We start from the raw sequence: 13456 nt of genomic DNA, 5'->3' as shown, positions 1-13456 counted from the left end.
TCCTCTGGGGTCTGTCAAACGAACGGTGTAACTCGGGTTGTTGACGACTACTTTCGGCCTGCGGACAGGCGTCCTCCGAAGGCGATGTCGAAGGCGTTGAGGGCTGGTTTCCAGCGCATGGTCCAGCGCCGGCGGCCCTGCCCGGTCGGGTCGAGGCTCATGATCGCCAGGTAGACGCACTTGAGCGCCGCGGCCTCGTTGGGGAAGTGACCGCGGGCTCGCACGGCCCGGCGGATGCGGGCGTTGACCGACTCGATGGCATTCGTGCTGCAGACGACGGTGCGGATCTCGGTGTCGAAGGCCAGGAACGGCACGAACTCCGCCCACGCCTGCTCCCACAACCGGGCGATCGCCGGATACCTGTCGCCCCAGGCCTCGACGAACTCGGCGAACCGAGCTCGGGCGGCGGCTTCGGTGGGCGCGGTGTAGACCGGGCGCAGGGCTTTGGCGATGGCATCCCAGTGCTGCCGACCGGCATACCGGAAGCTGGCGCGCAGCAGATGGATCACACAGGTTTGCACGACAGCTTCGGGCCACACCTCGCCGATGGCATCGGGCAGCCCTTTGAGCCCGTCACAGACCACCATGCACGCGTCGGCGACGCCCCGGTTCTTCAATTCGGTGAGGACCTGCAGCCAGAATTTGGCGCCTTCGCCGCCGTCGCCGGCCCACAGGCCCAGGATGTCCCGGGTGCCCTCGACCGTGACGGCCAGGGCCAGGTAGATGGGCCGGTTGGCGACCTTCCCATCGCGGATCTTGGTTCTGTCGCCGATCTTGTGAAGTCTCAGTGCGCGAGTAGGACGCGTTTGCGGAGTAGGTCGAGGCCGGCGCGGCCGAACATCTGTCGTTTGATCATTTTCAGGCGGTTGATGGTGCCTTCGACGGCGCCGGAGCTGTGCGGCAGGGTCAGGCCGTTGCGGATGGCGTCGAGGTCGCGGCGCATGTTGCGGGCGAACGCGGCCAGCGGCGCGAGGGTGTCGTGTTCGACGGCGACGATCCATTCGTCGAGGCGGTTGCCGTGGCGGCCGGTCATCATCACCGCGAACGCGCGCACGTGTTTGACCAGCCGGTTCAGGTCACGGTCGCGGTGGCGCAGGTCGCGCAGCTTGGCGGCGTCGCGAGGATCGAGGTGGTCGGGATGGGTCATGATCCACGAAGTGACCTGGCGGACGGTGGGTGGTTTCGGACCGGGGTGCGGGGCGTGACCGCGGCCGGTGCGGAAGCGGCGCAGGTAGCGCTGAACGGCGAGTTCCCCGCCGGGGTAGCCCTGTTGCTGGATCTCGCGGAACAGTTGGGTGGCGTTGCGTTCGCCGTCGTTCCAGCGCTGGTGCAGGTAGCCGGTGAACGGGTCGACCAGGTGTGAGCGTTGCTCGGTGACGGCGGTCAGGTCGGCGAGGCTGCGGGCGTTGACGAACTTGCGCACCGTGGCCTGGTGCAGCCCCAGCTTGCGGCCGATCGCCGCCTTGGACATGCCCTGCGCTGCCAGTTCCTGCACGGCGGTGTAGTGCTCACGCAGCCGGGTCACGATCTTCTTCTCCGGTAGCGGCCGCACCAACTGCGGCGGCGTGTCCTCGGGAGGCGGAGGTCCTGGCCGGGCGAGCTGGGCGCGATGGGCGTTGACTGTCTTCTCCACCGCTTGGCCCAGGTTCTGCCAGAGGTGGAACCGGTCGGCGACCTGCACCGCGTGCGGGGCGCCCTGCCGGGCGCCTTCGCCATAGCCACCGGCACGGTCGCGGCAGATGATCTCCACCTCTGGGTGCTGCGCGAGCCAGCCGGCGAGGCTGTCACCGTCACGACCGTCGAAGACCTCGACTGGGCGGCGGGTGGCCATGTCGACCAGGATGGTGCCGTAGTGGCGTCCGCGCCGGAACGCGAAGTCGTCGACACCCAGGACCGTCACCGCGGTCCCTGCCGGGTCCGGCAGGCCTTTCACCAGCCGCAACAGGGTGTCACGGCCCACGTTCACTCCGACGGCGGCAGCCAGCCGTGCGCCGGCACGCCCGGCCAACGCAAGCCCGATCCGGGTGAGCAGTTCCCGCAGCCCCTGGGTGAGACGGGCATGCGGAGCGGTCAAGCCGTCGACCTGCTCGACGAAGGTCACCGCCGGGCAACCGCGGTTGCCGCAGCGGAACCGCCGCACCCGCACCTGAAGCAGCACAGCCACCCCGGCAACCGTGAGGTCGCGCAATCGCCGCAGGTAACGGCCATGAACGCGACTCGATGACTGCCGGCAGCTACCGCACTGCGCCGTCGCTGATCGGACCCGGGCGGAGATCACAACTGCCTCGTGGCGCTGTTCAACGCCGTCGATCAGCAGGTCGGACAGGTGAGGCAGCAACTGCTCCACAAGCGAACACGCCGAACATGATCAGTGGGTGGCGCGTCGACTTGCCACGACCGTCCACATCACAAGATCGGCGACAGAGCCCGGATCTTCACGTGCACCGCGTCGAGGAAGATCACTGGGTAGACCGCATCGAGGGGACGGTTCTGCCACTCGGTCATCCCGTCGATGACCTTGTCGGTGATCGTCGAGATGGTCTGCCGCGACACGTCGGCGCCGTAGACCTCGGCCAGGTGGGCCTGGATCTCCCCGGTGGTCAAGCCCTTGGCGGACAGGGAAATCACCATGTCGTCCACCCCGGACAACCGGCGCTGACGCTTGCGCACGATCTGCGGCGAGAAGCTCCCGTCGCGATCCCGTGGCACGTCGATCTCTACCGGGCCGACGTCGGTCAGCACAGTCTTGGCCCGCACACCATTGCGGGAGTTCCCGCCGTTCTTGCCCGCCGGGTCGCCCTTGTCATAGCCCAGATGGTCGGTGATCTCACCCTCAAGCGCTGACTCCAGGACCCGCTTGGTGAGCTGCTGCAGCAGACCGCCATCACCAGTCAACTGCAACCCGGCCGCCCGGGCCTGCTCCACCAACTGCGCGACCAGGCCTGCGTCGACACCGTCCGCCGGTAGTCCCGGCCCATTCTTCGCCACCGCGGAAGTATCCACGGCGGCCATCGATCCTTCAGACATCAGGTGCTGCTCCTTGATCAGGAGTTACACCGTTCGTCTTACAGTCCCTTCCTCTGCGACCTCGATCCCGTCTTCATGCTGAGATTGGATGACGAGCAGGTCAGAGGGGGCGAGAGCGGCGGGCAGCACCGGCTGACCGGGCTCGATCCCGCACATTCGCCGCGCAGATGCCGGTAGGGGCAGCGCGCCTCGGCTGCCCACCCTGTGCCGACCGTCGTCGGCCGAACCGATGACGAGCAACCCGTTGTACACCTGAATGCCGAGGCGGCGTCCCGGCTGCCAGCGCAGTGCATGCAGGAGGTGCTGTTCGGTCACTCGGCCGCAGCGGGACGGGAGGGCCATCCCGAGTAGAAGTTCAGATGCGTTGACCGACGCTGGTAGGGCAACCCGGGCGGGCAGTGCTGGCATCGGCGCCGGGCGGGGATGTGGACGGGCAGGCAGTGCGGCAGGAACAAGCGGACGGACAAGCCGTTCACCGCTCGGGATAGGAGGTCGTGGCGGTGACAACCGGAGGACGACGTCTTGGGCCTCGTCATTCCCGACGGCCGGGAGCCACCGGTGGCCGACGCGCTCCGCGCGGCACCTCTCAGCCCAATGATCGGGCCCCGTCTCGAGGAACCCGACTTGGCTGATGGCTGCAGCGATCTTCGAGGGGTACCCCATGACGGCGCACCTCGTGGAGAATGCGGCGGGTGCGACTTGATCTGGACAGCATCGACTGGGCGTCGTTGACGCACGCGTACGGAAGTGCCGAGGACGTGCCTGGCCTCATCCGTGATCTGCGGTCGTCCGACGCCGAGGTCCGTAGCGCGGCGATGTACGAGCTGTACGGCAACATTTACCACCAGGGCACCCGCTACGAGGCCAGCGCCTACGCGGTCCCGTTCCTGCTGGAGCTGCTGGCCGACCCCGCCACGCCAGCCCGGCACGAAGTCATTCAGCTGCTCTCCTGCCTCGCTGTCGGTTACCCGCCTTACGACATACCCGCCGGCGGCTTCCCCATCGCCGACATCCGCAACAAGGTGGCCCAAGTCCCCGAGGAGACCTGGCGCCGCTGGTCGCAAGCGATGAAGGACTGGTACGACGTCGTTAGCACAGGGCAGAGGCAACCGCTTCCGCTCACCAAGCCCGAGCGGCGACTGTTCGAGACCCGGCACGCGCTTGCCGCGTACGATGCCGTCCGGGCCGGTGTCCCGCTGCTGTTGACATGCCTAGCTGACCCAGACGCCGAGGTGGTCGGGGAGGCGATCCACGCCTTGGCCTGGTTTTCGGAGGAGATGACGTCGATCCGCCCCCGCCTGCTCGAAATCGCCTCCGACGACCAGCGCCCGGCGCAGATAGTGGGAGCGGCGCTGATCGCGTTAGGACTGGTCGGCGGTGCGTTGACGCAGCCCGTGGCGGACCTGCTCGACAGGAACCTTGCAGGTACAGATCCCGACTTGAGATGGGCGGCTGCTGTGGCGTGGGCGCAGCTGGCCGGTGAAGAGGTGCCGGAGGCGGCTGTAGCCGAGCTACGCGGATGGGCGGCGGCCATTCGCCAACAGGACACCGGGCAGACAATCTGGGAAGCGAGCCCCAGCTACGTGGCACTCGACGTGCTCGACGCCTTCGCCGCGCCGGTGGCCGCGCAGGTGCGGTCGGACGTCGTTGCGGCGGTGCTCGCCGAGCAACCCACGTCGAACTGGCACAACCATTTCAACGTGGTGCTGGGGTACGCGTTTCCGCGCATGGAGTCGGATCATGGCCGCGGCTTCGAGGAGCTGACGGCGGCGCAGCGGGCGGCGGTCGCCTGGCTCATCGATAACCCGCATGTGTTCGGCTCTTCGGGGCCTCAAGGCCCGCTCCGCCAACACGGCCTGCCGACAACTCAGGAGGCGCTACGCGCTTACGCCGGCTTGGACGGGTAACAGCCCACGCCGCCGACGTCACGATCGTGCAGGCCATCCTTGTCCTGCAAGCTGCACAGGACGCCGGCCGCGCAGGATGAAAATGGCCCAGCAGATGTTGGCTAGCCGTTGAAGCGTTCCCAGTCGAGGCGAGAGCGTAGGGGCCGCAGGGCTGAGCGTTGCCGGCTGCCGACGCTCAGCCAGATACCACTCTCGCCATAATCGGCGGCCATGACGACCAGTCCGGGAGCCACCCAATGGCGCGTCGGATCGCCGGGTACCCGCATCGGCTGCAGCGGAACGGGAACCAGATCCTCGACGAACCGATCCAGCGACTCCGGGGTGACCGTGGCGAAGCCGGTGAACGGTGAGGTGCTCACCGCTTCGTTGAGGGCGAACTGGAGCAGGAAGCCGCTGAGGCGTTCCCGCTCGCGCAGCCGCTCCGGGCCGCCGTCGTACCAAACGACCGGATCATCGTCGGTGGGGTCGATCAACGCCACCCAGACGCCCTGATTCTCGGTCGCGAGGACCACCAACGGCTCGTCGTCGAGGTACTCGACCTCGTCGAGCGGCTCGATGAAGTCCTGCCGGCCGAGGATCTCCTCGCGCCCAGCGGCGATGTCGTGGAAAGCCAGCAACGGGGTCGGAAGCTTCATAGCCGCACGGTGGGGCGCGCCCGGTGCCACCGGCACATCGGCGTACCAAGCAGTCAGGAAGGACCGCAGCGCCCGGGTCAGGTCCTGCGGCACATCGTCCAGCCAGCCGATACCGGGTAGCGGCAGCGCCGGCGTCGGCCGCACCGTGTCCAGCAGTTCGGGGGGAAGCCGCTCACGCCAGGTCAGCTTGGCGGACGTGAGGGACCCCTCTTCCCCGGTGTACGGGTCCATCCCGCGGTAGGTGCTGACGGCCTGGTAGAGCTCACCGAGAGCCAGGCAACCATCGGCCATCTTGACAAAGCCGAAAAGCGGCTGGTTGGACTTGTTCTTCGAACTTATCCACTCAGTCGCCTCGCTGGGCAAAGGCTCCCGCAGCATCAGGGTGTTCGCGTTGTCGACAGCGTTGCCATGGGGTCGGTCTCCAGCATCGACGATCACAACCAGAGCATCAGCCCCATACGCGAAAGTCACCCCATCACCATGCACAACCTCGGCGTTCGGGCCGGCAGCATCCACCGCCACCCGCTCCGGGACAACCGACCATCCCTCGATCATCGGGCGAGTATAGGAGCCCCAAATCCAATCCCTTAAGAGACGAGAGCAATCATCCGCCGGGGCGGGTACGCGCCAGCCAGGTGGCGAGCTTCTGGCTGTTGTCCTCGCCGAGCGCCGTCGTCGCTCGGGCCGCCAACTCGACCAGTTCGGTGTGCTGCGTCGCGGTGACCGTCAGCTGCGGCCGCGGGCTGCGGCGCCAAGTCGTTCGTTCGGCGTCTCGGGCGAGGCGGGTTACGTCGGCTTTGCCACGTCCGGCCAGGCGAGGATCCGGGTCGAGGGTCAGCAGAAGGGCGGCGCGCAACTCGACGTCGACACCGTTGCCGCGCAGCAGCCGGTAGCCGGCCCGACGTAACTCCACCCGGCCATCCGCGAGCAGCTCCCACGGTAAGCCCGGCGGCACGGCACCGAGTAACGGCCGCAGCGCGGCGGTCGCCTCCCGGACCACCGCCGGCGACGGATCCCGCAACAGCGGAACCAGGTCCCCGACGACGACAGCACCCAGCATGCGCAGACCCCTGACCGCTTGGGCACGGACCTTGGCCAGCGGGTGGCTCAGCAGCGGCCGCAGCAGCGGAGCATCCGCGGCCGAGCCGGTCTCGGCGAGTCCGGCGATCGCCCCCAGAAGCGGCTGCGCGGCACTGACCGCGGTCCAGTAGTGCTCCCGCGCATCAATGCCGAGGCGGCGGGCCGCGTCCCGGGCGACCGCCCGCACCAACGGCGCCTCATCGTCCAGATGCGCGGCAACGTCAGGGTCGTGGCCGACCCGGACCAGCCCCGTCAACGCCACCACCCGCACCTCGGGCCGCCTCGACCCGGCCAAGCGGCGCAGGACATCGAGCCGGCGGGTCCAGACCGCCTCACGGCAGGCCACCTCCGCCGCCCGAGCCCGAACCCCCACATCCGGGTCAGTCTCGGCGCTGGTCACATAATCGGCCAGACGCAGCCATCCCTGCGACACGGCGATGTCAAACACGAACCGCCGCTGCCGGCAGCCACCCGAGCCGAACAGCCCGCGCCACACCTCGGGCGACGACGAGAGCAACGCCGCCCGTACCTGGGTGACGGCGAAACCACCCCGCACCCGGGCATCGAGACGCAGCACCATCGGCAGCACGACTGGCAGATGAGCACCGGGATCGTCAGCGAGCAGCAACGCCAGGCCGGCACGTGCCCGATCCCGCACCGGCTTGACCCAGTCAGCGGTACGCAACACCAGGAACGGCATCACCTCCGGCCACGGCCGGGCGACCATCGCCGCGACCGCACGCTCCCGGAGCCGGCCGTCACCGTCCATGCTGGCCAATGCCGTCGCGACCGGTCCCGACGTCGCGCCCGAAAAGCGCGCCCTGACCCGCCGCACCGCAGCCTCCTGGTACGGGCCGTACCACGGTCCCTGACGCGCATGGGCGTCAAGCCGCGTCACTAACCCGGCAGCACCGGTCACCATCGCCAATGCCGACCGCGCCGCCTCCTCATCACCAGCAGCGTCGACCTCAAGCAACACCTCAACCAGATCGTTCAACGCCTCCCACCCGGCTACGGCAGCACCGTCAACCGCGCGCCGCACCGCGCCGAGCGGCCCGCCCTCCCCCAGTACCGGCCGTTGAACCCGTTTCCCCCAGATCACCCCGCCATCCTGCCCGAGCCAACAAATCCGCCCGAACCCGTTTTCCCGCAGCGACCCACCCGGCAGCACAGCCCTGAACCAGAGCGCGTGCACCAAAGCCCGCTCCACGACAAGCGGGCCTGATCATTGGCGAGGCGTAGATGGCTGGGTTCGGTAACCGACATTGGTCGCAGCTTCGTCGTCGGTCAACTCGCGGCATGCCCCCGTCGCCGCCGCCCCCTACTCGATCAACTGCGGTGCCAGATCGTGATATCGCTGCTGGCGGCAACCACGAGCGTGCGTCCGGAGGCTGAGAAGCCGGCGGCGCGAAGCTCCGAGTAGTCGGAATGGAAGATATGCCACCAGTGCGTACCGGCCGTGCCGCGATAGATGTCGCCGTTGATAGACAGCACGACGCGTTCGTTGGGCCAGTCCGGTGCGACAACATCGACGGTGCAGCCGTCCTCGGTGGTGGTGTGGAGTCCGCCGCCGAACAGCCCGGCGATCCGGATGCGCGTGCCTGCCAGCGGACCGAAACCTGGACATGCCAGACCCGTACCCCTCGGGAGGCAGAGGTCCAGATCAGGATTCCGGTCGCGGGCGATCTTCGCGCCCGTGGACGGGTCGAACAGACCTCGTCCCTCGTGTGAGACGACCATGAGGATGTCTTCGCCGCTCGCCGGATCTGCTGCGAAGCCGACGCCCAGCAGCCCGCCCACAGGTATGGACGTGTGTGGCGTGGGCAGCGCAAGCCACGGAGCAGGTGCAGGCATGACCGGGGCACCGAGGAACCGGTCACGTAGCTGCTGCTGATACTCACGCACCCCGGCTTCTCGTCTCGTCGAGTCAGTCTTCGTCTACAGCCAGCACGGCTACGAGAATCCCGCCGCCGGTGCCGGCGACAAGGGCGTCCATGGCGTGCGTGGTGGCCGGGTTCCACGAGCCCAGATCGGTGTTCGTCCACCAGCGGGTCCCATACCCGAGCAACGTGATCAGCTTCTCGAACACGTCCTGGGCCTTGTCGACCGGGTAGCGGCCCCGCACGCCATAGGCCAGCGTGCGCGAGACCATACCCACCAGGACGGCGAGCGCCCCGTCCTGATCCACCTGAGCCAGGCACACCGCCAGCTCCTCAGCATCCTGAGGCGCCTGCGGCGGACCACCGAACGATCTGGCCGAGTCGATGACACCACAGTCGGCCAGGAACGCGAACACGCCCGTGAAGAGATCCTCGCCGCCGGCGAACCCGATCAAGGTCCACAGGTGCGCGTTGCCGTAGGGTCCTGGTAGTCCGGCCAGGAGATGCTGAACCCTCGCGAGCCGCTCAGACGCGTCCAACGCCGGTCACCCCGTCGGCCCACCCTCGGGCTGGAACTCGTGGACGACCTCGATCAGCCCGACGATGTGCTGGTTGAACTCGTCGAGCTCCTCAGCGGGCACCCACAGCTCAACGATGTCGCGGCCGCCGACCTGCCGGACCGGGTAACGGGAGGCGAACACGCGGTCGACCTCGAACCGGGTGACGTAACCGACGCCGGAGGCGGGAACGTTCCAGTCCCGGGCGATCATGATCGCGTACTGCTCGTTGAGGACCGGATAGAAGATCGGCTGGTCGGGCAGCCGCGGCGGCCACGCCTTCCAGCCGGAAGCGCGCACGAGGTCGAGCTCCTCGGGGCCGGTCGGCCGCCACAGGGTCATCGTCCCGGCCACCGCCGCACTCCTTCCTGGCCGGCGCAGAGTACCGGCTGGCCCACGACGTAAACCAGCCGTTTCCGACTTCACCGTCGTACCGACCAGTCGAAGCCAAACTGCCGGACGCCTTCCGTGCTGCCGCCGGTCAGGCACTGCCGGTGGCGCACCGAAACTCGCCGAGGCGGTCACCGCACAGCCGCAGATCAGGTGACCAGCCGGGCCCACCCCCACACGGTTGAGCCAACAGATGTTGCGAGTGGCCGAGCCCCACGAGCCGCAGCATCGTTATTCATCTATATCGGCATGGGCGGATGCAACGCCGTGTGTGGGGAGGGTCCTGATGCAGTACGCGCCGGAATTGGACGGCCCCGACCTGCTCGGCTGGTGGATACGGCAGCCGAACCAGCGAGGCCGCCAGCGGGCGCGGCGCCCGACAACATCACCTCCACCCGGCATCCGCTTCGCCTTCTATGGCCGGATGTCCACCGTCGACTTTCAGGATCGGGCGTCGTCGTGTCGGTGGCAGCGCAACTACGCAGAAGATCTGGTCGCCGGCCAGGGGCGGATCGTGGCCGAGTTCTTCGACGAGGGTGTCTCCCGCAGGGTGGCCTGGCCGGACCGGCCGCAGGCGGCACGGCTGCTCGCCGCCGTGGCGGACCCGGCGCGCGGGTTCGACGCGATCGTCGTGGGCGAGTACGAACGCGCCTTCCACGGCCAGCAACTCGAACAGCTGACCCCCACCTTGCTCAGGCACGAGGTCCAGTTGTGGTTGCCGGAGACCTACGGGCCGGTGGACTTCGACAGCACCCGACAGCTGGCGCTGCTGGACCTGCTGGGCGTGCACTCCCAGCGGGAGGTGTCCCGGGCCCGACATCGCACGACCGCGGCCATGCGTGCCCAAGCCGAACTGCAGGGTCGACACCTCGGCGGCCGCCCGCCCTACGGCTACCGGCTGGTCGACGCCGGGCCTCACCCCAACCGGGCCCACGCAGCCTGGGGTCGCCGTCTGCACCGCCTGGAACCCGACCCGGTCACCGCACCCTGGGTGAGGTGGATCTTCGAGCAGCGGCTTGCTGGCTACAGCGTGGCCAGTATCGCCCGCGCCCTCAACGACGCCGGTGTTCTGTGTCCGTCCGGCGCCGACCCGGTACGCAACCGGCACCGCAGCGGCCAACAGTGGATGCTGACCACCGTCGCGGCGATCCTGGCCAACCCCCGCTACACCGGCCGCCAGGTCTGGAACCGGCAACGCACCGACCACGACGACCTCACCCCCGACGGGACCGTCGCGCGGCACCGCGAGGTCCAGCGCTGGAACGCCGCCCCGCACTGGGTCATCTCCCGCCAGATCGCTCACCCGCCGCTGGTCACCGAGGAGCAGTTCGTCGCGGCTCAGGCGATCCATACCGCGCCGACGCCAACCGATGGCACTCCTCGCCACTACCTCCTGGCCGGCCTCGTGTGCTGCGGTGTCTGCGGCCGCATCATGGACTCCCACTGGGTCCACGGCCGTCCCGGCTACCGCTGCCGCCACGGCCACACCAGCACCCGCACCAAGACGTCTGCCCAACCGAAGATCCTCTACCTCCGCGAAGACCACCTGCTCGACCGCATCCGACACGACCGCGAACTACACCGTCACCATCCCGCGCTGCGCAGCCCCGACCCGGAGAAGATCACCGCCTGCCTGCGCACCAACAACATGATCATCGTGTGTGACCACCGCGCCTGGACCATCGAATCCGAGACCGCGATCCACCCGCTCAACCGCAGGGAAGCATCCTCACCGCCACAGCAAAAATCCCCGCCCAACGGGACGGGGATCACGCAAAACACGAAGAACCATCACGCTTCGTGTGGAAATAACGTGTCCGAGGAGCTGAACACATATTTAGAGCATCCACGCTTAGCGTGGGTGTTCATGCATTCAACTTACCAGCTCACGGGACTGAGACAAAGCATCCCGCCCCAGCTCATTTGTAGGGCGGCCTTGGCAGTGCTGTGAACTCTCCACAAGGAGTCGAACCGCACTACTGGCTCGATGAACTGTAATCTATTCGCGTCGCCACAAGACCTTCGCGTTCGGCACTGAGTACAACTGGGAGTGGTACGAGGGTCTGCTCGGTGGCGCCAACTACTACGACCACGGGCGCAACCAGCCGGGTGTCGTCGAGACGGTCAGTCGCCGCGACGTCTCCACCTCCGGTCTGCCGTCCCGGTGGCAGTTCGCTGACGAGTGGTACAACCTCGTGCCGTTCCCCAGCAAGGTGCGGATCCTCGCCAAAGTCGACGAGTCCACTCTTCCCGACGGTGCGACCGGCGGCAGCGGCCACCCCGGCCACGGCCGCAACCATCCGGTGTCCTGGTGCCAGTACTACGACGGCGGTCGCTCCTGAGTCACCACACTCGAACATGCCGTTGAGGCCTGGACCGACGCGCCGATGGACGGTGACCAGTACTTCCTGACGCACGTTCTCGGCGGCATCGAGTCCGCCATGGGAAGAAGCCCGTTCTGCCGGTAGGCACCACGTCACTATCGCCGCGCTACCCCAGTTCGGCGACAGGCGATCGTCGGGACGAGCTGACGACCGGGAATCGGATTCCGCCATCTGCTACGCGAGCGGCCCCTGGATCCCGCACGCCTGCCGAAACGTCGCACTTGATGACCGGGTCTGACCTGGTGGAGCCCGCCCTGATCGCCACCATTCGCTAGCGGCCGGTCGGCGAGCCGGAGCCCTGCAAATTCACCCGCGTACGTGGGTGTCGGCGTCTGCCGCTGACCTGGTTTTGTCTCCAGCAGTCCTTTCCAGGTGGTACGAAGACGGGGGCGCGTGTGCCCCGGGAGGAGCGCGGATGGTGAGTTGGCCCGAGCGGCTGCTGCGTGAAAGGAGCATGCCGCTCAACGCCTCGTTCCTGGAGCTCTTCTTCGACCTGGCGTTCGTGCTCGCCCTCAGTCAGTTGGCCCAGCATCTGCTGCACGATCTCACGCTGGTGGGCGCGCTACGCACCGTGTTGCTGCTGACGGCTGTCTTGTGGATCTGGGTGCCCACCACCGTGTTGTCCGACTGGTTCGACCCGGACACCCCCGCCGTCCGGGCGGTGTTGATCGCCGCCACGCTGGGGAGCTTGCTGGCCGGGGCGGCGATCACCCAGGCGCTGGATGGGCGGGGCATGCTCTTCGCCGGCGCCTACGTCGCGGTCCACCTCACTCGGGGCCTGGTCACCGCCTTCACACTGCAAGGTCATCCGCGGCAACGCCGCTCGCTGAGGACCTTCAGCTGGTACAGCGTCTCTGCCGTGCCGTGGCTGGCCGGAGGATTTCTGCCGCAGTGGCGGGTGCCGCTCTGGCTGCTTGCCCTCGCCATCGACCTCACCGGCCCCCGCCTCGGCTGGCCCACCCCTGGACTGGGCCGGACCGAGCGCAAGGAACTGCGTTTCGCCGGCGAGCACCTCGCCGAGCGTTACCAGCAGATCATGATCATCGCGCTCGGCGAACTGGTCCTGGCCGCCGGCCTCACGTACACCGGCAGCAGTCTCAGCCTCTTGGAGACCGCCGCCTTCTTGCTGGTCTTTGCCACCGCCGTGCTGATCGGTCTGCTCTATGTGACGCCCGCCGGCCCGCGTTTGGGACCCGCCGTCGAGCGCAACGAAACGCCCCTGCTCGGCGTCGTCATTGGATACGTGCACCTGGTGATGATCGCCGGGCTGGTGGTCACCGCCGCCGGCGCCGAACTGAGCATCGCCCACCCCACCGACACCAACGACAAGCGGGCAGCCCTCGTCATCCTCGGCGGACCCGCGCTGTTCCTCATCGGGCGGATCCTCTTCTCACTGGCGATCCATCGGCGGCTGTCTTGGCCACGGGTGATCGCCCTGTTCCTGCTGGCTGGTGCGGCGGCTATCCTACGGCTGCCATTGCTGGCGGTCAGCGCCGTCTCCACCGCGGTGGTACTCGTGGTGGTCGTCCTGGACCACGCCGGCATCTTCTCCTACCGCCCCCGACCCAGCCGTGACTCACCTGCCTGACTACGGCC

10 protein-coding genes and 2 pseudogenes are annotated in these 13456 nt (G+C 68.0%); 4 read left to right on the top strand and 8 right to left on the bottom strand.

Features of this window, described 5'->3' with window-relative positions; genetic code table 11:
• Window positions 1–47: 47 nt before the first annotated feature.
• The 3 genes and pseudogenes from OG994_RS04030 to OG994_RS04020 form a co-directional block, all read right to left on the bottom strand.
• Window positions 48–758: pseudogene (locus tag OG994_RS04030) on the bottom strand (IS256 family transposase); the annotation flags it as partial.
• Between the two features lie 26 nt (window positions 759–784).
• Window positions 785–2278, bottom strand: a complete 1494-nt coding sequence (locus OG994_RS04025) for an ISL3 family transposase (protein WP_328853659.1) — start codon at window positions 2276–2278, stop codon at window positions 785–787.
• Between the two features lie 149 nt (window positions 2279–2427).
• Window positions 2428–3012, bottom strand: a pseudogene (locus OG994_RS04020) (transposase); the annotation flags it as partial.
• A gap of 707 nt (window positions 3013–3719) precedes the next feature.
• Here OG994_RS04020 and OG994_RS04015 point away from each other — a divergent pair.
• Window positions 3720–4934: a HEAT repeat domain-containing protein gene (locus tag OG994_RS04015; RefSeq protein ID WP_328852218.1), complete on the top strand. Its 1215-nt coding sequence runs from the start codon at window positions 3720–3722 to the stop codon at window positions 4932–4934.
• A 101-nt stretch (window positions 4935–5035) separates the two neighbouring features.
• Here OG994_RS04015 and OG994_RS04010 read toward each other — a convergent pair whose 3' ends face one another.
• The 5 genes from OG994_RS04010 to OG994_RS03990 all read right to left on the bottom strand — a co-directional run bounded on the left by OG994_RS04010 (window position 5036) and on the right by OG994_RS03990 (window position 9440).
• Window positions 5036–6124 carry a hypothetical protein gene (locus OG994_RS04010; RefSeq protein WP_328852217.1) on the bottom strand — a complete coding sequence of 363 codons (1089 nt, stop codon included), beginning with the start codon at window positions 6122–6124 and terminating at the stop codon, window positions 5036–5038.
• A gap of 49 nt (window positions 6125–6173) precedes the next feature.
• On the bottom strand, window positions 6174–7844 hold the full coding sequence (locus OG994_RS04005) for a HEAT repeat domain-containing protein (RefSeq protein WP_407942594.1): 1671 nt from the start codon (window positions 7842–7844) through the stop codon (window positions 6174–6176).
• Window positions 7845–7978: 134 nt separating this feature from the next.
• Window positions 7979–8554, bottom strand: a complete 576-nt coding sequence (locus OG994_RS04000; RefSeq protein ID WP_328852215.1) for a hypothetical protein — start codon at window positions 8552–8554, stop codon at window positions 7979–7981.
• Window positions 8555–8576: 22 nt separating this feature from the next.
• On the bottom strand, window positions 8577–9068 hold the full coding sequence (locus OG994_RS03995; protein WP_328852214.1) for a hypothetical protein: 492 nt from the start codon (window positions 9066–9068) through the stop codon (window positions 8577–8579).
• 6 nt (window positions 9069–9074) lie between these two features.
• On the bottom strand, window positions 9075–9440 hold the full coding sequence (locus OG994_RS03990; RefSeq protein ID WP_328852213.1) for an ADP-ribosylation/crystallin J1: 366 nt from the start codon (window positions 9438–9440) through the stop codon (window positions 9075–9077).
• Window positions 9441–9762: 322 nt separating this feature from the next.
• Between OG994_RS03990 and OG994_RS03985 the strand changes: the two genes are divergently transcribed.
• The 3 genes from OG994_RS03985 (at window position 9763) to OG994_RS03975 (ending at window position 13448) form a co-directional block, all read left to right on the top strand.
• Window positions 9763–11427 (top strand): recombinase family protein, encoded by a 1665-nt coding sequence (locus tag OG994_RS03985; protein WP_328852212.1) that lies wholly within the window; start codon window positions 9763–9765, stop codon window positions 11425–11427.
• A 46-nt stretch (window positions 11428–11473) separates the two neighbouring features.
• Window positions 11474–11818 (top strand): ThuA domain-containing protein, encoded by a 345-nt coding sequence (locus tag OG994_RS03980; protein ID WP_328853658.1) that lies wholly within the window; start codon window positions 11474–11476, stop codon window positions 11816–11818.
• A 457-nt stretch (window positions 11819–12275) separates the two neighbouring features.
• Entirely contained in the window at window positions 12276–13448 is a 1173-nt protein-coding gene (locus tag OG994_RS03975) for a low temperature requirement protein A (RefSeq protein WP_328852211.1), read from the top strand.
• Window positions 13449–13456 lie beyond the last annotated feature (8 nt).

The organism is Micromonospora globbae (assembly GCF_036184225.1).
In the GTDB taxonomy this organism is placed as follows: domain Bacteria; phylum Actinomycetota; class Actinomycetes; order Mycobacteriales; family Micromonosporaceae; genus Micromonospora; species Micromonospora globbae.
This window is presented reverse-complemented; position numbering and strand designations above follow the sequence as displayed.